The organism is Mesorhizobium sp. AA22 (genome assembly GCF_001672375.2).
In the GTDB taxonomy this organism is placed as follows: domain Bacteria; phylum Pseudomonadota; class Alphaproteobacteria; order Rhizobiales; family Rhizobiaceae; genus Mesorhizobium; species Mesorhizobium wenxiniae.
This window is the reverse complement of the sequence record NZ_CP048406.1, coordinates 868,382-890,101: the sequence shown is the minus strand read 5'-3', so window position 1 is coordinate 890,101 and position 21,720 is coordinate 868,382. Positions and strand designations below refer to the sequence as shown.

Annotated in this window: 17 protein-coding genes, 1 tRNA gene and 2 pseudogenes; 7 read left to right on the top strand and 13 right to left on the bottom strand. The window is 60.9% G+C overall.

From position 1 onward, the window contains the following. The first annotated feature begins 217 nt into the window (after positions 1–217). Entirely contained in the window at positions 218–1,114 is an 897-nt protein-coding gene (locus A9K68_RS04185; RefSeq protein WP_065007318.1) for a CoA ester lyase, read from the top strand. 25 nt (positions 1,115–1,139) lie between these two features. After that, positions 1,140–1,346, top strand: coding sequence for a DUF1737 domain-containing protein (locus A9K68_RS04180; RefSeq protein WP_065007340.1), 207 nt, complete (start codon positions 1,140–1,142; stop codon positions 1,344–1,346). A 10-nt stretch (positions 1,347–1,356) separates the two neighbouring features. Here the strand turns inward: A9K68_RS04180 and A9K68_RS04175 are convergent, their stop codons facing one another. Beyond that, complete coding sequence (locus tag A9K68_RS04175) at positions 1,357–1,677, bottom strand: hypothetical protein (RefSeq protein WP_156768242.1); 321 nt, start codon at positions 1,675–1,677, stop codon at positions 1,357–1,359. A 111-nt stretch (positions 1,678–1,788) separates the two neighbouring features. Next, the gene (locus A9K68_RS04170; RefSeq protein ID WP_029349504.1) at positions 1,789–2,211 is read right to left on the bottom strand and encodes a metallopeptidase family protein; all 423 of its coding nucleotides are present in this window, start codon (positions 2,209–2,211) and stop codon (positions 1,789–1,791) included. Positions 2,212–2,385: 174 nt separating this feature from the next. Between A9K68_RS04170 and A9K68_RS31560 the strand changes: the two genes are divergently transcribed. The 3 genes from A9K68_RS31560 to A9K68_RS04155 are packed head-to-tail and all read left to right on the top strand — an operon-like array spanning position 2,386 to position 8,187. After that, complete coding sequence (locus A9K68_RS31560; protein ID WP_065007320.1) at positions 2,386–3,405, top strand: hypothetical protein; 1,020 nt, start codon at positions 2,386–2,388, stop codon at positions 3,403–3,405. Then, positions 3,347–4,828, top strand: coding sequence for a DUF6504 family protein (locus A9K68_RS04160; RefSeq protein ID WP_065007321.1), 1,482 nt, complete (start codon positions 3,347–3,349; stop codon positions 4,826–4,828). Before A9K68_RS31560 ends, A9K68_RS04160 begins: the two co-directional genes overlap by 59 nt. Continuing rightward, the gene (locus A9K68_RS04155; RefSeq protein ID WP_065007322.1) at positions 4,825–8,187 is read left to right on the top strand and encodes an error-prone DNA polymerase; all 3,363 of its coding nucleotides are present in this window, start codon (positions 4,825–4,827) and stop codon (positions 8,185–8,187) included. The genes A9K68_RS04160 and A9K68_RS04155 overlap by 4 nt, the downstream gene beginning before the upstream one ends. Positions 8,188–8,199: 12 nt before the next feature. Here the strand turns inward: A9K68_RS04155 and A9K68_RS04150 are convergent, their stop codons facing one another. The 4 genes from A9K68_RS04150 to A9K68_RS04135 all read right to left on the bottom strand — a co-directional run bounded on the left by A9K68_RS04150 (position 8,200) and on the right by A9K68_RS04135 (position 11,059). Beyond that, positions 8,200–8,436, bottom strand: coding sequence for a Trm112 family protein (locus tag A9K68_RS04150; protein ID WP_065007323.1), 237 nt, complete (start codon positions 8,434–8,436; stop codon positions 8,200–8,202). 195 nt (positions 8,437–8,631) lie between these two features. Beyond that, positions 8,632–9,303, bottom strand: coding sequence for an LON peptidase substrate-binding domain-containing protein (locus tag A9K68_RS04145; protein WP_065007324.1), 672 nt, complete (start codon positions 9,301–9,303; stop codon positions 8,632–8,634). Between the two features lie 165 nt (positions 9,304–9,468). Next, on the bottom strand, positions 9,469–10,467 hold the full coding sequence (gene trxA / locus A9K68_RS04140; protein ID WP_065007341.1) for a thioredoxin: 999 nt from the start codon (positions 10,465–10,467) through the stop codon (positions 9,469–9,471). 94 nt (positions 10,468–10,561) lie between these two features. Further along, the gene (locus A9K68_RS04135) at positions 10,562–11,059 is read right to left on the bottom strand and encodes a prolyl-tRNA synthetase associated domain-containing protein (RefSeq protein ID WP_065007342.1); all 498 of its coding nucleotides are present in this window, start codon (positions 11,057–11,059) and stop codon (positions 10,562–10,564) included. 230 nt (positions 11,060–11,289) lie between these two features. Here A9K68_RS04135 and A9K68_RS04130 point away from each other — a divergent pair. Then, positions 11,290–11,364, top strand: a tRNA-Gly gene (locus A9K68_RS04130). A gap of 73 nt (positions 11,365–11,437) precedes the next feature. On the opposite strand, the pseudogene A9K68_RS31555 reads toward A9K68_RS04130, so the two are convergent. The 6 genes and pseudogenes from A9K68_RS31555 to A9K68_RS31550 form a co-directional block, all read right to left on the bottom strand. Then, positions 11,438–11,639: pseudogene (locus A9K68_RS31555) on the bottom strand (IS256 family transposase); the annotation flags it as partial. Between the two features lie 243 nt (positions 11,640–11,882). Continuing rightward, positions 11,883–12,953, bottom strand: a complete 1,071-nt coding sequence (locus tag A9K68_RS04120) for an adenylate/guanylate cyclase domain-containing protein (protein WP_065007325.1) — start codon at positions 12,951–12,953, stop codon at positions 11,883–11,885. 3 nt (positions 12,954–12,956) lie between these two features. Then, a complete protein-coding gene (locus A9K68_RS04115; protein WP_246811293.1) occupies positions 12,957–13,448 on the bottom strand; it encodes a Rab family GTPase in 492 nt (163 codons plus the stop codon). A gap of 17 nt (positions 13,449–13,465) precedes the next feature. Beyond that, the gene (locus A9K68_RS04110) at positions 13,466–16,531 is read right to left on the bottom strand and encodes an OmpA family protein (RefSeq protein ID WP_163602984.1); all 3,066 of its coding nucleotides are present in this window, start codon (positions 16,529–16,531) and stop codon (positions 13,466–13,468) included. A gap of 7 nt (positions 16,532–16,538) precedes the next feature. Then, positions 16,539–17,204 carry a hypothetical protein gene (locus A9K68_RS04105; protein WP_029349544.1) on the bottom strand — a complete coding sequence of 222 codons (666 nt, stop codon included), beginning with the start codon at positions 17,202–17,204 and terminating at the stop codon, positions 16,539–16,541. A 612-nt stretch (positions 17,205–17,816) separates the two neighbouring features. Next, positions 17,817–17,962: pseudogene (locus A9K68_RS31550) on the bottom strand (IS110 family transposase); the annotation flags it as partial. 159 nt (positions 17,963–18,121) lie between these two features. Here A9K68_RS31550 and A9K68_RS04100 point away from each other — a divergent pair. Further along, complete coding sequence (locus A9K68_RS04100) at positions 18,122–20,977, top strand: trifunctional glycosyltransferase/class I SAM-dependent methyltransferase/polysaccharide deacetylase (protein ID WP_065006541.1); 2,856 nt, start codon at positions 18,122–18,124, stop codon at positions 20,975–20,977. A gap of 47 nt (positions 20,978–21,024) precedes the next feature. Here A9K68_RS04100 and A9K68_RS04095 read toward each other — a convergent pair whose 3' ends face one another. After that, entirely contained in the window at positions 21,025–21,705 is a 681-nt protein-coding gene (locus tag A9K68_RS04095; protein WP_065006540.1) for a peroxiredoxin-like family protein, read from the bottom strand. Positions 21,706–21,720: the final 15 nt, after the last annotated feature.

Sequence of the window (21,720 nt, the reverse complement as noted above, 5' to 3'; positions counted from 1 at the left end):
CGGTGCGCCCGCGGCGGATCGACGAGCCACCAACCGTCATTGTGGAGGCGGTAAGGCAGGGACCAACGGGATTTTTCTCGCTCTTGCATGCCGCCCTTCTCGCCAGCCGAAATGCAGGCAGCGAGGCGGGTCCGAGGAGATTTTCGGGAGTTTTATGCAGTTTTCGTGCAGGCGAAGACCGCTTGCCTCGACCCGCCGCAGACGGCATAGATCGGACATGACGACCGAAACCTACCGCCCGCGCCGCTCGGTGCTCTACGTCCCGGCCTCGAACGACAAGGCGCTGGCCAAGATCTCATCGCTGGCCTGCGACGCCGTCATCATCGATCTTGAAGATGCGGTAGCCCCGGCCGATAAGGTTTCTGCGCGCGAAAAACTAGCCGGCATCTTCGCCAATCGCCCGGTTGCCAACCATAATGGCCGGCGCTGCGAGATGATCGTGCGCATCAACCCGCTCTCCAGCAAATGGGGCGCCGACGATTTGCTGGCCGCGGCACGCTGCGAGCCCGACGCCATCCTGCTACCCAAGGTCGACACGCCGCGCGACGTCCTCGAGGCCGGCGACGTGCTCGACGACAATTTCGCGCCGGACGAGGTGAAACTATGGGCAATGATCGAAACGCCCAAGGCTCTGCTCAACATCGGACCAATTGCCGAGCTTGGCCGCGATCCGGCCTCGCGGCTGGTCTGTTTCGTTGCCGGAACGAACGATCTGGTCAAGGAGACCGGCGTCCTCGCCACGCCCGACCGGCGCTATCTCACACCGTGGCTGATGCAGATGGTGCTCGCCGCGCGCGCCGGTGGCCTCGACCTGCTCGATGGTATCTTCAATGAGTTTCGCGATCTGGATGGCTTTGCGCGCGAATGCACGGAAGCGGCCGCCATGGGATTTGACGGCAAGTCGCTGATCCACCCGGCTCAGATCGATGCCGCGAACCGGGCCTTCGCGCCATCTGCCGAAGCCGTGGCCGAGGCGCGCTTGGTGAAAGCTGCCTTCGCACTTGCCGAAAATGCCGGCAAGGGCGTTATCGCACTGAATGGAAAAATGGTCGAGCGGCTGCATCTGGCGCAGGCCGAAAAACTGCTGGCGAAGGCGGCCGCCATCGGGGCATGATTGGCAACCCACCACAGGAATGAAAATGAAACTCTACCGCTTTCTGTCCGGTCCGGACGATTCCAGCTTCTGCCACAAGGTGACGGCGGCGCTGAACAAGGGCTGGCACCTGTTCGGTTCGCCGACCTATGCCTACGACAAGCAGACCAAGAGCATGCGCTGCGGCCAGGCCGTGGTGAAGGATGTCGAGGGCCAGGAATACAGGCCCAACACCAAGCTCAGCGACTGGTAGGATACGACCGTTACAGAAGCTTTTCCCAGGCAGCTCTGATTTCGTTGAATCTTGCGTCTGCAAGGCCGTCGACGTCATCGCAGCTGAAATAAGGGATCGATAGCGCCGCATAAAGGCCTGGATAACCGGAGACGGTATCCATCTTCATGAGAATTTCGGCAACCGACAGTTGCTGGCGTTTAATGCTGGATATCGCGCATTCCGATATCATCGGTGCTAGTGGATGGTCGAATTTGGACAGCCAAAATCGACTAACGCCAGGAGAATGGCGGCTCGACAACGGTGTTTGCGGGTAGACGGCAAAGCTCATCGAGTGCAATAAATGCAGCATTCGGCGAAATGCCGATGGCGGTTTGGATCAATTCGCGGCTCAGTGAAATGTCGTTATACGGCCCAATTGCAGTCGATCCGATTGGCAAATTCTGCTTCCGTCATCTGGAGACTATTCAGCTGCCTCTTCGATCCGCTCCATATCGTCGTCCGAGAGGCCGAAATGGTGGCCGATCTCGTGGATCAGCACATGGGTGACTATGTCGCCCAGCGTCTCTTCGTTCTCGGCCCAGTAGTCGAGGATGGCGCGGCGGTAGAGCGTGACGCGGTTCGGCCCCTCGCCGGTCTGCGGATTCCAGCGCTCGGCGATGCCGCGCCCCTCAAACAGGCCGAGCAGGTCGAACGGCGTTTCCAGCGACAGGTCGTCCATGATCTCGTCGGTCGGGAATTCGGCGATTTGGATGACGATCTCGCCGGTCAGCTTGCGAAATTCCTCCGGCAGATGGGCATAGGCCTCCAGCGCCAGGAACTCCATTTCCTCCATCGACGGCGAAAGCTCGGCGTGCCAGGTGCGGGTTTTGTAGATGCGGGCCATGCTTTGTCCTTTGATCCCGGCATATAGGCTTTCGAGCGGGAGTCGGCAAATGGCCAGGTTGCAGCCCTTTGCGCGGACAGGAATAAATTCCCCATGACTCCGCTTGACTCTTCGGGCGGCCTCTGGAATCAATAGGAACATAACAGGAACAATTGTGAGTGGAAGCTGACCGTCATGGCGACAAGCGCCGTGGCGCGGGAGACTGTTTTTGCCCTGCGCCGACAGATCGCGAAGATCGAGGGAACGCTGCCCGAGCGCCTGGAGGCGCCGGCCGGCGCAGCTCCCGTTGATGCGGATGTCACGCCCCGGGATCTAACAATCGTCCGCCGCGGCCTCGCCGTGGCGCCGCCCGATGCGTTTCTGCGCACCGGCGCGGAGGGTCTCGATACTGCGCTCAGCGGCGGCCTGCCGAAGGCGGCGCTGAGCGAGATCCATGGCGCCGCGACACGTGATGCCGGGGTTGTCGCCGGTTTCGCCCTGTCGCTCGTCAGCCTGATCCTCAAACAGGAGCCGCCGCGACTGCCGGTCCTGTGGATCGGCACCGCGGAGGTCTTCCGCGAGGCCGGCTTCCCCTATGCCAGAGGGCTTCATGGCCTTTTCGGGATCGAGCCGGAGCAATTGCTGTTTTCCGAGGCGCCAAGGCTCCTCGATGGGCTGTGGGTCGCCGAGGAAGCCGCCCGGATGACGGCGCTCGCCGCCGTCATCCTCGAAATCCGCGGCAGCCCGCAGCGGCTGGACCTCACCGCGACGCGGCGGCTGCACGCCCGGGCACAGAGCGCCGGCCGGCCGGTGTTCCTGCTGCGCCAGGCCGGCGAGGCCGAACCGACGGCGGCATCCGTCCGCCTCGTCCTGTCGGCTGCGCCGTCGGCACCACGCCAGACGCTCGCCGGGCCGCTCGCCGGCTCGATCGGCCGCCCCGCCTTCACCGTCAGCATCGGCAAGAGCCGCACGGCCTTGCCGGGACAATTCACACTGGAGTGGAACCCGGATGAACGCAATTTCGAGGAAAGAAGGGCCGGGGAAGAACGGGCAGCGAATCCTGTCCCTGTGGTTTCCGCACCTCGCCGCGGAAAGGATCCTGCGGCAGCGTCTGGGGCGGTCCTGGCGTTCGCGGCCGTCGGATCACCTGCCCCTGGTGATCAGCCATCGCCAAGCGAACGCGCAGCGCATCGCCGCCCTCGACGAGCGGGCTGAGGCGCTTCATCTGAAGCGCGGCATGGGCATAGCCGACGCGCGCGCCATGCACCCATCGATCGACGTAGTGGAAGCCGATCCCGAGGCCGACCGCCGCCTGCTCGAAAGCCTCGCCGACTGGTGCGACCGCTACACTCCGCTGGTGGCGATCGACGCAGCCGACGGCCTGTTTCTCGACGTCACCGGCTGCACCCACCTTTTCGGCGGTGAACGGGCGATGCTGGACGACATTCTGTCGCGCTTTTTCCATCAGGGTTTCGATGTCCGCGCCGGCGTTGCCGCCACACCTGGTGCTGCTTGGGCGGCAACGCGGTTTGCCAGTGACCGCATCGTCCCCGGTGGCGAGGAGGAAGCGCTACTCGCACCCTTGCCGCTGGCGGCGCTGCGCATCGAGCCTGATATCCGCGCCAGCCTGGAAAGCGTCGGCCTGCGCACGGCGGGCGCCGTCATGGCAGCACCGCGCGCGCCGCTCGCCCGCCGCTTCGGCACATCGCTGCTTTTGCGCCTCGACCAGGCGCTCGGCCGCCTTGACGAGGCGGTGTCGCCGCGCCTGCCGGTCGCACCGCTTTCGGTCGAACGCCATCTCGCAGAACCCATCATGCTGACCGACGAATTAGAGCGACTGGTGAAAATGCTGGCGACGACATTGAAGGTGGACCTCGAGCGCCGCGGCGAGGGCGCAAGAAGGCTGGCGCTGCTGCTTTTCCGCGTTGACGGCGCCGTCAGCCGCATCGCCGTCGGCACGTCGCGGCCCTTGCGCGAGCCGTTGCTGATCCAGAAATTGTTTCACGAAAGGCTCGCCGCGCTCGAACAGGACATCGATGCCGGCTATGGCTTCGATCTCGTGCGCCTCTCGGTCCTGTCGGCCGCGGCCTTCGACATGCAGCAGGCGGATCTCGCCGGCGAAACGCACGATGATGGCGCCGACATCGCCCTTTTCGCCGACCGCATCCGCGCCCGGCTCGGCGAAAGCGCGGTTTTGAAACCGGTTGCCGTCGAGAGTCATCTGCCGGAGCGCGCCGTCGCCACGCTTCCCTATGCGGAGGCGCCGCAAAGGGTCTCTCCGCCGAAGAAGCCGGACAAGATACAAGACACTTCATCCACGCCTGTCTTTCGGCCGGAACGGCCGATTCGGCTGTTCCGTTCGCCCGAACCGATCGAGGTGCCGGCCACCGAAATGCCTGAGGGACCGCCGATGAACTTCCGCTGGCGGCGCGCGCTGTACCGGGTCGCGCGCGCCGAAGGGCCGGAACGCATCGCCCCGGAATGGTGGCGGGAGACGTCGGGGCCGGAAGACGCGCCGACCCGGGATTATTTCCGCATCGAGGATAGCGACGGCCGCCGTTATTGGCTCTACCGCCAGGGTCTCTACGGCGCCTCCCAAGTCCCGCCGCGCTGGTTCATGCATGGGGTCTTCGCATGAACGCGCTGACGGTCGTTCCCTATGCCGAATTCGGCATCCAGTCGAATTTCTCGTTCCTGCGCGGCGCCTCGAAACCGGAGGAGCTGGTGGTCGCCGCAAAGTTTCTGGGCTTTTCGTCGATCGGGCTTGCCGATCGCAACACGGTGGCCGGTGTCGTGCGTGCTTGGCAGCAGGCCAAGGTGGAAGGTCTTTCCTATCATCCCGGCTGCCGCCTGGTTTTTTGCGATGGCACGCCCGACGTTCTCGCCTATCCGCAGGACCGCAAGGGCTGGGGCCATCTGTGCCGCATGCTGACACAAGCCAATATGCGCGACGATAGCGAAAAGGGCGCACCGCTTCTCTATCGTGACGACTTTTTTGAATGGGGCGATCTCATGTCCCTGGCGGTCCTGCCGGATCTGTCGACGCCGGCGGAGGATCTCAGGCTGGTTAGCCGGCTCAAAGATCGCTTCGGCAAGAATCTGCGGCTTGCCGTTTCGCCGGATTATCGCGGCAACGACCACTACCGTATCGAGCAGGCAGCTGCCATGGCTGAGGCATCAGGCCTTCCGCTGATGACGACCAACGACGTTCTTTACCATACCTCCGAACGGCGCCGGTTGCAGGATGTGCTGACGGCGATCCGCCTCAACGTGCCTGTTGCCGAAGCGGGGCTGGAACTGGCGGCCAATGCCGAGCGCCATTTGAAGCCGCCAATGGAGATGGCGCGGCTGTTCCGGCGGCATCCGCAAGCACTGGCGGAAACGCTGCGCTTTGCCGGCGAATTGAGCTTCTCTCTCAATGACCTCCAATACAATTATCCCGATGAACCGACAGAATCGGGCCTCGGGCCACAGGCCGAACTGGAAAGGCTGGCTCGAGAGGGAGCCGCGATGCGCTACCCCTCAGGCGTTCCCGCCGATGTGACTAGGCGGATCCGGGAAGAGCTTGCTTTGATCGAGCGCCTGAACTACGCGCGCTATTTCCTGACTGTCTACGACATCGTCAAATTCGCCCGCAGCCAGGGCATACTCTGCCAGGGGCGTGGCTCCGCGGCTAACTCGGTGGTCTGCTATTGCATCGGCATCACCGAAGTGGGACCCGAGCGGATCGACTCGCTTTTTGAGCGTTTCATTTCCGAGGAAAGAAACGAGCCGCCCGACATCGATGTCGATTTCGAGCATGAAAAGCGCGAAGAGGTCATCCAGTACATCTACGAGAAATACAGTGCCAAGCGCACTGCGCTTGCCGCGGCCGTCGTCAGCTACCGGGGCCGCTCGGCGATGCGCGAAGTGGCCAAGGCGATGGGCCTGTCGGACGATGTCAGGAGCGCGTTGTCCAGCTCGATCTGGGGTTGGTCGACCTCGGAGCTCGGCGAAAAGGAGACCAGGGCCGGCGGCCTCGACCAGACCGACCAATCGACAAGGCATGTAATCGAATGCGCCAACGAGATCATGGGCTTTCCCCGTCATCTGTCGCAGCATGTCGGTGGCTTCGTCATCACCAGGGACCGGCTCGACGAGATCGTGCCCATCATCAAGACGGCGATGGACGAACGCAAGATGGTCGAGTGGGACAAGGACGATCTCGACGCGGTGAAAATCCTTAAAGTGGACGTGTTGGCGCTTGGCATGCTGACCTGCCTGCAGCGCGCCTTCACCCTGCTCCAGGATCATTATCCGGAGGCGCGGGATGGCTATGGGCAACCCTATGTGCTGGCCACCCTCCCTGCCGAGGACACACATGTCTACGACATGATCTGCCGCGCCGATACGATCGGCGTCTTCCAGATCGAATCCCGCGCCCAGATGTCGATGCTGCCGCGCCTCAGGCCGAAAACATTCTATGACCTGGTCATCGAGGTGGCGATCGTGCGACCAGGCCCGATCCAGGGCGACATGGTCCATCCCTATCTGCGCCGCCGGCAGGGCAAGGAAAAGCCCGAATATCCCAAGCCGGAACTGGAAGAAATACTCGGCAGGACACTGGGCGTTCCGCTGTTCCAGGAACAGGCGATGAAGATCGCCATCGTCGCCGGCGGCTTCAGGCCGGGCGAGGCCGATGAACTGCGCCGCGCGATGGCCACCTTCAAGCGCACCGGCACGATCGGCAATTATCGCAAGCGGATGGTCGATGGCATGGTTTTGCGGGGTTACGAAAAGGACTTCGCCGAGCGCTGCTTCAAGCAGATCGAGGGTTTTGGCGAATACGGCTTTCCCGAAAGCCATGCCGCCTCCTTCGCCCTGCTGGTCTATGCCTCCTGCTGGTTCAAGGCATTTTATCCAGACGTGTTCTGCGCCGCGATCCTGAATTCCCAGCCGATGGGATTTTATCAGCCGGCTCAGCTTGTCCGCGACGCGCGCGACCATGGCGTCGAAATCCGCGAGGTCGACGTCAATTTTTCCGGTTGGGACTGCGCATTGGAGGACGCACCCTTCGACCCGGCCCGCATCCTCGGCCGCCATGCCGAAATGCGCGGTGTCATCCGGACCAATCATGCCGTCCGGTTGGGTTTTCGCCAGGTCAAGGGCCTGTCGAAGGAGCGCATGGAGGTGTTTGTCGCCAGACGCGGCGACGGCTACGAATCCGTTCGCGATGTCTGGCTGCGCTCAGGCCTCTATGTCGATGAGATCGAGAAGCTGGCGCAAGCCGACGCTTTCCGTTCGCTCGGCCTCGACCGCCGCGACGCCCTGTGGGCGGTCCGCGCGCTCGACAGCAAGAGTGCCGCCGAGACCCTGCCGCTGTTCGACCAGCCGGCGATCCGCTTGCGCGATCTTGAGCCCGCGACCAGGCTGCCGACAATGCCGCTCGGCGAGCATGTCATCCACGACTATCGTTCGCTCGGCCTGTCGCTGAAGGCGCACCCGCTTGCCTTTCTGCGCCAGCGGCTGGATCGTTCCGGCGTCACGCCCAATGCGCGCCTCGGCCAGGTTCGGGACGGCAAGCGGGTTTCGGTCGCCGGTCTTGTCCTGGTGCGGCAGCGGCCGGGTAACGCCAAAGCGATTTTCCTGACGCTGGAAGACGAGCAGGCGGTGGCCAACGTCATTTTCTGGGAAAGAACTTTCAACCGCTACCGGCCCATTGTCATGGGCGCGCGGTTAATCCGTGTCACCGGCAAACTGCAGTCGGAATCGGACGTCATCCATATCGTCGCCGACAAGGTCGAGGATTTGACGCCGTGGCTGTCCGTGCTTTTGGAGGAGGCCGGCACCGGCCAGCCTGTCAATGAGCCTTCGGCCAGTGGGCGCATGGAGAATGACAACCGCGAAGAGGGCGTTGCAGACGCACATGCCCCACAAGCCGCGCCGGTCCAGCGGGATCTCGTGGCGCTGTCGGGAAAGGCGGAGAAGGTCATGCCCAAAGGGCGCAATTTTCAATAGGCCTTACACCGTTCAGGACGGTCCGCCCAGGCGCGGCGGCAATCCGTCCTCGAAGGGGAGCGAGCGCGCCTCCGAAGGCAGCATGATCGGGATGCCGTCACGCACCGGATAGGCAAGCCGTGCGACCCTCGAGATGAGCTCGCCTCGCTCCGGATCCCAGCTAAGCGGGCCCTTGGTCAGCGGGCAGGCCAGCAATTCCAGCAGTTTGGGGTCGACATTGGCCTTCTTTCCATCACGCCCATCCACCATTCGGTCTGTCCTTCTCTGGGGTCACTTTAGGTTTCGCGCGGCTCTCCCTTCTCCCCTTGTGGGAGAAGGTGTCGCCGAAGGCGACGGATGAGGGGTGTTCCAGCTTGGCACCAACGGCGCTCCGTCCAGCACCCCTCAACCGTCTTGGCGCTGCGCCAATCTTCCTTCTCCCACAAGGGGAGAAGGAAAAGCCGCCTATTGCAGGCTCGACCCGAAATCCTCATTCTCACGTGCCAGTGCCATTTCGGTGATGGCTATCAGCGTTTCGGCGCGTGTCTTCAGGTCCGCCGCTTCAAGCAGCGCCTGTTTCTCGGCCGGCCCGTAGGGAGCCATCATCGACAGCGCATTGACCAGCATGGCATTTTCGGCGCGGCTGACGCTTTCCCAGTCGGCTTCAAGATCATTGGCCTGCAAATAGGCGCGAAATGCCTTGAGCAGCGCTGGCCGGTCGATCTCGGCCTCTGCCTGATCTTCGTCGAGATCGGTGAGAAAGGGCGCAAACCGGCACTGGCGGAAGGGCGTTTTGACCGCAAGCTCCTGCACGATGCGGAACCGGCACACACCTTGCAGCGAAATCAGGTAGCGGCCATCGCCGCTCTCGGAAAGTGCGATGATACGTCCGGCGCAGCCGACATTGCAGAGTTCCGGCTCGCCATCGCCACGCCGTGCACCGTCGAGGCTGGGCTGTATAATGCCGATCAGCCGCGATCCGGCGATCGCCTCATCCACCATCTCAAGATAGCGCGGCTCAAAAATGTTGAGCGGCATGCGGCCGCCCGGCAGCAGCAATGCGCCTTCGAGCGGGAAGATCGGCACCGTCGACGGCAAATCCGTATCGAGTCGGTAATGCGCGTTTCCCGCCTGCACTTCAAGCCTCCGGTCGCTCCCTCAAGAAGCGCATGAAGCCCGCCCATCCCATCGCAACCTGACGCGTAATCGTCACGAAGCGAAGAACGGATCGGTCAGGCCTCCTAATCTGGCGCAGCCGTCGTCGATCGCAAGGCCATCAGGAAAAAACAGCTTTATGCGCGTTCAGGAAAACAGCAGCGACGACAATTTGCGCCGCGCCGCCAGCGTTGCCTCGTCGGTCATGCCCCATGCCTCGAAGAACTGCAGCAACTGCGTCTTGGCGCCGTCGTCGTTCCACGAGCGATCAGCCTTGACGATCGCCAGCAGATTGTCGGCCGCGGCCATGCGCTCGCCGTTGGCGTTCTGGATCATCGCAAGATCGAAACGTGCCTGGTGGTCCCCGGGGTTCTCAGCCAGGCGCCGCTGGAGTTCGGCCGGATTGCCAAGTGCTGCTGCCTGCGCGGCAAGCGCCATCTTGGCGCGTACGGCGGCGAGTGGCGGAGCATCCTTCTTGGCTTCCGGGGCCCGCGCCAGCACCGCTTCGGCGCCCTCGGCATCACCGGCCTCGAACAGCAGATCGCCAAGCCCGGCAATCGCCTCGATCGTGTCCGGCGCCTGTTCCAGGACGGCGTCGTAGATGTCCGCCGCGGTCTGCACATCGCCGGCGGCGCGCGCCTCCGCGGCCGCGGCAAGCGCCTCGGCCACCTGCGGCGCACCATTGTTCTTGCCGCCGACCTTCTGGATGAACGCGGCGATCTGGCTCTCCGGAATGGCGCCCATGAAGCCGTCGACCGGCTGACCATCCCTAAAGGCGATGACCGCCGGTATCGACTGGATACCAAGCTGTCCGGCGATCGAAGGATGGTCGTCGATGTTCATCTTGACCAGCTTGACCTTGCCGCCGGCGGCGGTGACCGCCTTTTCCAGCAGCGGCGTCAGTTGCTTGCAGGGCCCGCACCATGGCGCCCAGAAATCGACCAGCACCGGCTGACGCCGCGATTCCTGGATGACGTCGGCGGCAAATGTGGCGGTCGTCGTATCCTTGATGACGTCGACGGTGACAGGCGGCTCGCCAAGCGCGACTCTCGCGGGAGTGGCCTCAGTGCCGCCATACTGCACAGTGGTGGCATACTGTCCGCCATTGCTGCCAAATGGGCCGCCAAATTGATTGTTGTCGCTCATCTCGTCGCCCTTTCGGTCGCGCCGCCGGCCACCGGCCCGGCCCAACGTCCTTTATTGTCACTCAGAAATCGGTTTATCGTCATCCATGTGGCGATCATCCCGTGACTTTCAAGATAACAGGATCATGCCCAGTTGCCTCGACGAATTTGACGAGGTCGGCAGCGGCGATCGAGGTCGTTGCCTCATTGGTCAGCGGATGAGCATTGATGACCGCATGGCGCATCAACTCCTGGTCGAGAACGACCTTGACCCGCAACTCCGTATCGTTGATCACGCCGAAAACCGTGACCGCGCCCGGTACGACGCCGAGAAGCTCCATCAGCATCTCCGGCTTGCCGAAGGAAACGCGCCCGGCGGCGCCGATGACGTGATGGATCTGCTTGAGATCGACCACCGCCTCCTCATCGACGCTGACCAGGAAGAAATTGTCCTTCTTGTCCTTGAGGAACAGGTTCTTGGTGTGCCCGCCGGCAATTTCTCCACGCAGCGCCTGCGAATCGGCGACCGTGAACAGCGGCGGATGGCGCAAGGTCGAGACCTCGATCCCGAGATCGGCGAGAAAGGCAAAAAGCTCGGCTTCGGTTTTCGGCATGTTGTTTCTTATCGGACTTCTTGCTGTCGCGGTTTGGATCATGCCGTTTACGGCCAATGACGCGGCCGAGACAAGACCGTTGCGCGGCGACGCGCTGAATTCCGTGCGATACACGCCACGGAAGGCTCGGTTACGTCGCCGGGTGCGGCCAAAAAACCTGCGATTCCCCTGTTGCAATCGCCGCGCCCTTCAGCCATATAGGCGCGGCTTGCGGTCCAAAGGCCGCGCGAGCGGGTGTAGCTCAGGGGTAGAGCACAACCTTGCCAAGGTTGGGGTCGAGCGTTCGAATCGCTTCACCCGCTCCAGTTTCCCACGGGGAATCAAGCGATTAAGAGGCGCCTTTCGGGGCGCCTTTTGCTTACATGGCGTTGCAACCGGCGCGCGTGTCTCCCAGTCGCGCTCGCGATAGCGTTGCGCTGGGCCGTGCGCAACGGGTTCTTCTCGCCATAGGCGGCGCGGTGGCGGCCACCAACCTCCAACTCCATCAGCCGCCCCGGCGGCAAAGCCAATCATCTCGCGCAAGAGGTCGGAATCTGGACGCTTCTCCACGAGCGCGCAGGTTCATCATGCCATCGGTCATCGATGGTTCCTTCGAGGTTGGTGTCAGCAACCCGACCTTAACGGCGAATTGCGATGACCATGGCAAAGCCGCTCGCTACAGCGCTATCGAGGCGCGCTCGCGAGCGGCGTCGCTACCGCCGAGCTACACCACCTATGGGCACGTGACCCCGCTCGGTGGTCGACTGCACCTCTGCGGACATTCGAAACCATGATGCTGCTTGAGCTGCAATGCGCTCCAGCGTCGGCATTGCCAACCGACAAATCAGGCCGGGAGCCGCCACATTCGCACACGACCTGTACCACGCAATTCCGTTTCCGCGAGTGGGTCGCAAGCAAAATTTGGTCCAAGCAGTTTGCGAGTTGCATCCGAAATACGGATTTCATCGGGCTCCGCTGACGTTTGAATACGTGCGGCGAGATTAACGGTCTCGCCCCACAGGTCGTAGGCAAACCGCCTTTTGCCTATGACGCCCGCGACGATCGGTCCTGAGTGAATTCCAATTCTGAGTCTTATCGGTTCTCCTGCGAAGCGTTCGCGCTTAACCGCCTTCCGAAGTTCAAGTGCATAGTGCGCAAGGGCTTCTGCATGATCGGATCGCGCAACGGGCAGGCCGGCGACCACCATCACACAATCGCCGATTGTCTTGATCTTTTCGCAGCCGGATCGTTCCGAGAGCAGATCCGCCGCCTTGAAGAAGTAATTTAGAATAGCGAGCGTTGTCTCGGCTCCGACGCTTCGCGCTCTTTCCGTAAAGCCGACGATGTCGGCAAAAAGCACACTCACGTCAGCATGGTTGTCTGCAATTTGTTCGTCCGCTTTTAGCCGCTCCGCGATCGACGCCGGAAGAATGTTGAGGAGTAGGCTTTCGGCGCGCTGGTATTCACGCGCCAATCCCTCTTGGCTCTGCCTCAACGCCTCGTTCGTCAATTGTAATTTTTCATTGAGTTGACGCTCCCTCTCTTGCAGGAGTGTCATTTCATAAGCCTTCTGTTGAAGCCGCTGCCTATTGTCGCGTTCGGCAGTGGCGTCAAGAAAGAGCAGCCATACGCAGGCATTGTCAGCAAAAAGATGAAGGTCCGCGACACGACCGTTGGGCAGTTCGACCATGGCCATATGATATGGAAGCTCCGGGCAAGGCAGCAAACCTTCCATGAATTCAAGCTGCTCGGCTACGGGCTTGCCAACGCAAAGTGATGATAGGCCGTAATGTTCAACACTACCGCCCTTCGCAGCGATGCAAAGCTGGGCGTCAATTTTCAGATATGCGACAGAGTGCTCGTTGTGGAAGAAATCGTAAATCCAGCTTCTGACTTCTCTTGGCAATCCATGCATGGTCTATTTGGCAACCATCGAAGCAAGCTGACGAAACGCATCATCAACAAATTCGCCCGAAAGCGCACTTGTTAGATAGATTTGCCATCCAAGTTGCCTCAGCTCGTTAATCTCACTATCCGATATTGCCCACCGATCGGCCAAATCGGATTTGTTGAACAGCAATACGAACGGCATAGCGCCGAATTCGGCCTCGGCCCGCTCGCGCAACGTGAGCGCCACGGCAAGAGTAGCAGCGCGGGTTCCATCGACGACAAGCACGAGCCCGCTCGCGCCTCGCACATAGCTGACGCGGAACGAGCCGATGTCGTCTTCGCCGGCCAAATCCCACAAAATCAGATCCACGGTTTTATCCGGCAGTACAACACTCTTCTTGTCGATTTTCACTCCCACCGTGGTCAAGTAGGTTTCTGAAAAGATGCTTTGCACAAACCTGCGAACCAGACTCGTCTTTCCGACAGCGAACCCGCCCAACATGCAGATCTTTTTTTGCAATATCCTGGGCTCCCGCCCTAGTGGAAGTTTACCGTAACCGAAACTCTGCGATTGGCGGAGCTCCCGGTTCGGCTAGTTTCAGTCTCCGCTGGCTCAAAGGTGCCCGCGCCGCGAACCAAGAGCAGTTCCGGATCGACGCCGCGCTTCTTGAGAAGCGCACGAACTGTCTCCGCGCGCGCGGCGCTGATCGACACGTTGGCCGTTTCACGGCCCGTCGCGTCCGAATGGCCGGTCAACATGAACTGTGCTGTTACGCCTGCCTTGCGGGCGTCCTTGGCCAATTCCTTCAACTGATTTGCCAATTTGTCGAGAACCGGCAGTTGCTCTGGTCCCGGTACAGCCTTGCCGGAATCGAAGAAAATGTCGACCGCTTGAATAGCCTCCCTCAAATGCGTGAGTTTCTGAGGGGTCAACTCGCGCAGCTCGGAAATTTCTAGAGAGAGTCCGTCCGCGGCCAGTTGTTGGGCGGCGACCCGCGCCCGATCTATCCAGGCGGCAGGAGCCTCACCCACGACAACGATGCGATCCTTGATGATCGAAAATCGTACTGAATCCGGCGGAGCCAGCGACGCCATCAGCCGCTTCACCACGAACTTCGGATCAAGGCTCTGATAGAATTGCCAGTGTGAATGAACGCGAGCAGGATCAACCCCTGTTCCGGACAGCAGAGCCTGCGGGTCGGCGGCCTGCGGGTCTCTCAGGCCGGAAATATAGAAATGCCCGCCCCTCGCCGTTTGTTGGGCGACGATGATCCCTGGTTGAGCCTCAAGTCGCGACACATAATGCTGCCAGTGCTCTGCCGCGCGTGCGTCGGGGCTCACATCACGAACCTTGGAGATGTCGAATACCGGTCCGCCTGCCGAAAGTTGTCGGGCCGCTGCGCGCGCCCGATCTATCCAGGTGTCGGGAGCCTCACCCTCGGCAACGATGCGATCATTGACGATCGAAAGCCGAACCGTTTTCGGCGGGGTCAGCGACGCCGCTAGCCGCTTCAGCACGAACTTCGGATCAAGGCTCTGATAGAATTGCCACTGCGAATGAACGCGAGCCGGATCGACCTGCGTTCCGGACAACAGCGACTGCGGGTCGGCGGCAAGCGGGTCTCTCAGGCCGGCAATATAGAATTGGCCATCGCGCACCTTTTGTTCGGCAACGATGATGCCCGGCTGGGCCTCAAGTCGCGACACATAGGCCTGCCAGTGCTCCGCCGCGCGTGCTTCGGGGCTCACATCACGAACCTTGGAGATGTCGAATACCGGTCCGCCTGCCGAAAGCTGTCGGGCCGCCGCGCGTGCCCGATCTATCCAGGTGTCGGGAGCCTCACCCTCGGCAACGATGCGATCATTGACGATCGAAAGTCGTACTGAATCCGGCGGAACCAGCGACGCCGTTAGCCGCTTCAGCACGAACTCCGGCTCAAGGCTCTGATAGAATTGCCACTGCGAATGAACGCGGGCAGGATCGACCTCCGTTCCGGACAGCAGAGCCAGCGGGTCGGCGGCAAGCGGATCCCTCAGGCCGGCAATATAGAATTGGCCATCGCGCACCTTTTGTTCGGCAACGATGATTCCCGGTTGGACCTCAAGTCGCGACACATAGGCCTGCCAGTGCTCCGCCGCGCGTGCTTCGGGGCTCACATCACGGACCCTGGAGATGTCGAATACCGGTCCGCCTGCCGAAAGCTGTCGCGCCGCTGCGCGCGCCCGATCTATCCAGGTGTCGGGAGCCTCACCCTCGGCAACGATGCGATCATTGACGATCGAAAGTCGTACTGAATCCGGCGGAACCAGCGACGCCGTTAGCCGCTTCAGCACGAACTCCGGCTCAAGGCTCTGATAGAATTGCCACTGCGAATGAACGCGGGCGGGATCGACCTGCGTTCCCGACAACAGCGACTGCGGGTCGGCGGCAAGCGGGTCTCTCAGGCCGGCAATATAGAATTGGCCATCGCCCACCTTTTGTTCGGCAACGATGATGCCCGGCTGGGTACTCAGCCGCGACACATAGGCCTGCCAGCGTTGCCCGGACTGCCAGGAAAGAAAGAACCAACCGCCTGCCGGAATCAAAACCAGCAGGACTGCAGCCACCACCAGCCAAGGAAATCCCTGATTAGAGTCCTCCTGCTTCAGTTCAACGCAGGTCTGCAACAGCATCTCTACGCCGGCCAACTGCGAACTGTCGCCGTCAAACTGCTCTAAAGCCTGTGAGCATTCATCATGGATGCGAAGCAACACATCGCGAACTATTTCATGTAATTCCTCTGGGGGATTTCCCCGGATCACCGCGACCAAGGTCGCAAACGGTCCAACTTCCGACCAGAGACGAAGCTCCCCGAAACGGATAGTGTCCAGGCCGCTCTGTTCTTTCTCGTTAAATGAGTCTTTCACAAAATCTTGAATTGCACTAAGCATCGAAGAAATGAGTTGCGGATCTTCGCTTGTTGCATTGTCGGCAGTTACATGCGCTATCAAAAGCCCGGAATTGCGGTTAATAAGAAAGACATGCTCTACACGATAGACAAGAGAATGCTTAAGAACAACTTCCGAGAAGCTTGCGCCCGTTCTCCAAGCTTCAAATCTCCATTTGAGCCCATGCCAAGTAAATATATGTCTTAAAGTTTCATTCAGCGACTGAAAGGTCTGATCGATCTTTTCCCCGATCGACTTGCGAATTGCCGGCAGAAACACCGGGTATAGTATGTCCGTAAGCGTACGCGGGCTCTTCTGGATGGACCGTTGCACGGCCCTCTCGACAGCTGGCGCAAGTGCCTCGCCGAGTTGCGCATGAGGCGCACGTGCGGCTGCACTGGGGAGAACACCCCCAACTGCAGACGCAAGCTGCTCGGGTTCGTCGAGCAGGTGCGAAACTCGTGAAAGCTCCGAAATTTCGCGGCCGACCAGCAACTGGCGCAGCGTTTCCATGCGAGGATCGGCGGTGGGAACTCCGTGGAAACGCGCACGATAGTCCGGATCAACGTTCCGGGCAATTTCGACCAAAAGATTAGCCAGGGCCTCGCGATCAATCTCTGTATCGTTCGAAGCTGCTCTTTGAGGAAGGCTGATTGGGTCGACGGTCGACGTCAAGTTCCGATCAACTCACTTTCCAACTACGTTCCGAGTTGCTCTTGCTGCCGACGGGATCCTGATTTAGACATTTTGCAACCTCGACAAACAGGCCAGCCAAAAGATTTCGGTCGGTCTTGACGTTGCTGAGATCGGAAAACATTTTCTCCATTAGCATCTGAATGCTTTCATTCTTTTGCTTGATTTCCTCACGCAGCAATTGATCGCTTCGATTTATCCGGTCCGCGACTTCGCGCTCGAGCTCGCTCAATTGATCCGACAACGCGCGCACCTGCTTTTCAAGCGCCTGGTTTTGCTCGCGAAGATTCCGATCAATCTCCTTGTCGGCCTCGGCTCGTGCATCTTTTTCGTTCCGCAATTGCGCCGCGAGCGATTCGACCTGCTTCTTTGCATTTGACTCGTACATTTCAAGATTGCGCTTGGCCTCGGATTCGACATCCTTGAAGCGCTGCAAGAACCGTTCTTCAAGCTTGGAAAAACGGCGGTCGTAGTCCTGCATCTGGTTGCCGAACAGCAGATCACGGATCTTGTCGACACCTACAGCGTCGCCGGAGACCCCGCTCTCGCGAGCCTGGACCCCCATGAAGGCCAGCCCGTTTCCGTCTGCATTACTTATCAGATTTTCGTCCGCTTTATTTGCTGAAGAAGCGGTACTCGAAGATTCCTTAGCCATCCTTATGCCCCTTCATTTGAACACCTGCCACAGTGCAAAACTCAAAAACACCCAAACATGTCAGCAAAATACCCGGCTCGCAAGCCGGAATCTTCTTGACGTAAGCCAATTCGTGCGTCGCTTTTACATCTCTTCGACTAGCAGCAAATGCACGAGTTCCGATTGGTGTCGCTCTCGCATCTCTTTGTGATAGCAGCCATAACCGGCTAATCTGATCGACCATTGGACGCAATCTACTATCGAAATGAGTAATACAATGTCCGGCTATAGCTACTGGAGCGCAATTAAGTAGCGCAGATTCATTAGAAGTATCTAAATTAGCTGGTCTGGCCGCGCACATACTGTCTCGCACCCGGCTATATACTGCGACGATCCGCTTCCGATGCGGGCCCAACGGTAGAAGGGAGTTCTTCTTTCGCACGGAGAATGGCTGTTCGAGAATGCACCTCGGAATCGAGGCGTTTCGGTCGACAGGAGGGGAGCAATTGGCCCAATAACGGCAGTCATTCACACCAAAGCTTCAGTGGGCTTGCATTTACGGCGCCCCCGATTGCAAAAGACATCAGTCTGCCGTAGCTGTTGCACTCATACGGTGCCAGGGACCGCAGCTTGTGTCATGGTGCCGACTCCGGAGATCGACATGAGTATGCGGCATGCTTGGCTTTGACGTGCATCTGCGACAGCTGGCGCCCAAGCTCGGCGGCACGGATGCGAATGCTGCGCCAGGCTTCCAGCATCGGTAGCACGACAGGAGCAAGCTCGCTCCGCAGCCAAATGGCGGCGTCGCGGCGGCTCGGAAGAGTTCGCAGGAGACTGTTTGGACGCAGCGTCCCTGAGGACCGTTCCCTTTGGCAGGAACCGCCGGCTATGTTTCGGGACTCTTGTTCTACATTCGAACCAAGCGCGGGTAAGACGGCGTGGTGCATAATCCCTTGGTTTCAATCGTGGTTCCTGCGCACAACGCGGAGGTAACGCTGGCGCGCGCACTCGATTGCCTTCTCGATCAGGAAATAATGGACTGGGAGGCGATCGTCGTCGACGACGCCTCCACGGACACCACCGCCGCGATTGTCGCCGGTTATGTGAAGCGCGATGCCCGGTTTCGGACGTTGAGCTCTTGCGCGTATAGCGCCGCCGGCGCGCGCAATAGCGGGATCTCGACAGCGCGCGGCCGCTGGCTCATGTTCCTGGATGCGGACGATTGGGTGGACGCCAGCTTCCTTGCGAAAATGCTGGCCGCACTTGAAGCCGCGCCCGATGCGGTCGCCGCCTATTGCGGTTCCCGGCGCGTGATGCCCGATGGCGAACTCACCCCGTCGAGCATCCCGACGGAGGTTGCGATCCAGCCCTTCGAAACATTCGCGCGCCGGTGTGCCATTTGCAGTCACGCGCTGCTCGTCGACCGGGAGATAATTGTCGAGTTGGGCGGCTTCGAGGTATCGCTGCGCACCTGCGAGGACTGGGATCTGTGGCAGCGCCTGGCACGTCTAGGCAAGCGTTGGGTGATGGTCGACGAGCCGCTGGCTTTTTATCGGACCAGCCCCAACTCGCTCACCCGCAATTCGACGCAGATGCTGGCCGATGCGGAAATCGTGATCGCCCGCGGCTTTTCTGCTGATCCCAGGGTCAAAAACCCAGCATCGGCACACGCCAATGGAGCGGTTTCGGCGAACGGCCGCACCGCTTCCGAAGCACTCGCGTGGTTCGCGTTGTGGAACGCCGCGTCGGATTGCGGCAGCGGCCGCCGCTCGATCAACCCGCAGTCCCTGCGCGCGCTCCCGGCAGGACGTAAATGGGCGCGCGAGATCGGCAAGGTGGCCTTCGATGGCCTTATGGTAGGAAGCCTATCGGTGCCAGCGCAATTGGCTGCCAGCTGGGACAGGTTCGGCGGCTCCCTCACCGAGTTGATCATCGAACTCGGCAAGGTCTGGGGCGATCCCGTCGCGGGCCGCCGCGCCCAGTATCACCTTGAGCAAATGCTTCTCGACGTCGACGATCTTGCCGCGCCGCGCAGGCTGGCGCGGACGCTTGGAATTCGCGTCGACGCTCGAAATCCGACCTCGATCGAATTGCCTGAAGGAATCGATCAAATCTATGCCTATCTGATGATGGATGGCCAGATCGAGGCTGTCGTGCAGTTCGGCGTACTCGGGAAAGTGACAAGACGCCATTGGATTGAATTGACTCGGGATTTCGTGCCCCCTGAGCGGCTTGAACGCCAGTCCGATCCGGACAGTCACTTCGGCAAACTCGCCCAATTGGCCGAGGAAGCGCGGGAGCTGGCTCGGTCGAGCGCCGAACCTGCGGAGCCACCCGCGGCGCCGCGACGCGCACGGGTCAGGCACGACAAGGATCGCACGTCGTTCTGGAATGGCTATTTCGCGACCGAGGATCCCTGGAACTACGGTTCGTCCTATGAGCAGGAAAAATATGAGCGGCAGCTCGAAATTCTGCCTGCCGGTCCCATCGGACGGGCGCTTGAGCTGGCCTGTGCAGAGGGTCACTTCACGCGGCAGCTGGCACCGCGAGTGGGCCATTTAACCGCAACCGACATCTCCGCCGTAGCCGTCGAGCGCGCGCGAGCGCGATGCAGGGACCAACTGAATGTTGAGTTCAGCGTACTGGATTTCTGCGCGGACACGCTGCCGGGTGAGATGGACCTGATCGTCTGTTCGGAAGTGCTCTACTATCTGGATGATCTCGCCGAGTTGCGGCGCATCGCCAAAAAAATCGTTGAGGCGTTGGCGCCCGGCGGCAGTTTCATCAACGCACACGCATTCGTGTTACGTGACAATGTTGAAAGGACCGGCTTCGACTGGAACACATTCGGTGCACAAGCGATCTCAGAGGCGCTGGCAGTGACCGAAGGCCTCGTCCTCGATCAATCGATCCAGACCGAGCTCTATCGCATAGACCGCTTCCGCCGCCTGTCACCGGACGACGTGGCGACGGAACCGATGATTGATCATGTGCCAATCCGCGCGCCCCTCGAAATCGGGGTCGCGCGAAATATCGTCTGGGGCGGGGCGCGGGCCTTGCGCCGCGACGTCGCACGTAGCGAGCGCCGGCAGCGTATCCCTGTCCTCATGTATCACAGCGTCTCCGAGGATGGTCCCGCCGCGCTCGCCCGTTTTCGGCTCACGCCCGCCGCATTCGACAGCCAGATGGGATGGCTGCGCGCCAATGGCTTTCACGCGATTGGGTCCGAGCAGCTGGAATGGTTCATCGTCAACCGTCAACCTTTCGTTGGCCGCCCAGTACTCATCACCTTCGACGACGGCTTCCAGAACTTTGCCGACCATGCCTGGCCGACCTTGCGCGCGAACGACCTGACCGCGGAAGTGTTCCTGGTGACGGACCTGGTGGGTGAAAGTGCACTGTGGGACGCCGACAGCGGTCCGCCAACGCAGCTTATGGACGCCGGGACGGTGCGACGCCTCGCTGCCGAAGGTGCATTCTTCGGAAGCCATCTGGCGACGCATCGCGCGATAGATGGTCTGTCGAGCTCTGACTTGGCCAGCGAGCTGCTTCGCTCTCGTATGTTCATCGAACGGTGGACCGGTCGGCTAACCACGGCCTTCGCGGCACCCTTTTCTGTCACCGACCGACGGCTTGGCAGGCTGGCCAAGGAGTGCGGCTATCGGATCGGCTTCGGCGGCAGACACGGCCCGGCGGACCTCGATTGCGATCCCATCGACCTTCCGCGCATCGAGATTCGCGGGGATCGCTCGCTCGATGACTTTGTTGCCAGGGTCGAGGCCGTGCTGGAATGAAACGGTGAACTTGTCAGTGTCCCGCCCGTCTACCTCGTTCGCAAGCCCTATTGGGCGACTTGGGACACCGCTGACATCAGCTCCTTCGGGTTTGGCGCCCCAAACATGTATCGCCCACCCTCTGGAACCTCCGTGAAGCTCCAGCGGACGATCCCCTGCCGGTCCAGCAGGAACTGACCGACCAGTTGTCCGTGTCCCGTTGCCATCATCTGCTCGTCGGCTTCGGTCAGTTCATAATGGTCCCTCTTGTCGAGGATCTCGCCGGCCGCAATAGGATCCATCGGACCGGGCAACTCGCTTGGTATGTCGACCCGCATATCCTTTACCGCTGCCATCGAGACCTTGTACGGCCAGTTGGTCTCGTTTTCGGTGAATTCGAGATTGGGCAGTCCAAAAGCACGATGTGAAGTGCGTTCAGGGTCGGAGGCCGCAAGCAGATTCGGCATCGGGTGGTAACGGAAATAGAGACGCGCCCGTTCGATCGGCGTGTTGACCACCGTCAGGCTCTCCACGCCCTTTTCGCGCAGCTCCGGATCAAGCCGCGCCTGGGCGGCGATATGGCGCCGGCAAAACGCACAATGCAGACCTCGAAACAGGCCGACCAGCACCGGTCTTTGTCCTCGAAAGTCGTCAAGCGCGATTTTGCCTTCCTTGGTAATGGCGTCGAGTATCACGTTCGGCGCACGGTCGCCCGGTTGAAGCGGTACCAAGTCGCTACGCGCGGACATTTCCAACCTCCAACC

Bases quoted from the DNA above. Each gene is read 5' to 3' on its own strand.
- A9K68_RS04135 (WP_065007342.1), bottom strand. From the start codon at position 11,059: ATGCCGAAAACCGAAGCCGAGCTTTTTGCCTTTCTCGCCGATCTCGGG.
- A9K68_RS04170 (WP_029349504.1), bottom strand. From the start codon at position 2,211: ATGGCCCGCATCTACAAAACCCGCACCTGGCACGCCGAGCTTTCGCCG.
- A9K68_RS04105 (WP_029349544.1), bottom strand. From the start codon at position 17,204: ATGGCTAAGGAATCTTCGAGTACCGCTTCTTCAGCAAATAAAGCGGAC.
- A9K68_RS04175 (WP_156768242.1), bottom strand. From the start codon at position 1,677: ATGCTGCATTTATTGCACTCGATGAGCTTTGCCGTCTACCCGCAAACA.
- A9K68_RS04150 (WP_065007323.1), bottom strand. From the start codon at position 8,436: ATGGTGGATGGGCGTGATGGAAAGAAGGCCAATGTCGACCCCAAACTG.
- A9K68_RS04185 (WP_065007318.1), top strand. From the start codon at position 218: ATGACGACCGAAACCTACCGCCCGCGCCGCTCGGTGCTCTACGTCCCG.
- A9K68_RS04120 (WP_065007325.1), bottom strand. From the start codon at position 12,953: ATGCATGGATTGCCAAGAGAAGTCAGAAGCTGGATTTACGATTTCTTC.
- A9K68_RS04155 (WP_065007322.1), top strand. From the start codon at position 4,825: ATGAACGCGCTGACGGTCGTTCCCTATGCCGAATTCGGCATCCAGTCG.
- A9K68_RS31560 (WP_065007320.1), top strand. From the start codon at position 2,386: ATGGCGACAAGCGCCGTGGCGCGGGAGACTGTTTTTGCCCTGCGCCGA.
- A9K68_RS04095 (WP_065006540.1), bottom strand. From the start codon at position 21,705: ATGTCCGCGCGTAGCGACTTGGTACCGCTTCAACCGGGCGACCGTGCG.
- trxA (WP_065007341.1), bottom strand. From the start codon at position 10,467: ATGAGCGACAACAATCAATTTGGCGGCCCATTTGGCAGCAATGGCGGA.
- A9K68_RS04180 (WP_065007340.1), top strand. From the start codon at position 1,140: ATGAAACTCTACCGCTTTCTGTCCGGTCCGGACGATTCCAGCTTCTGC.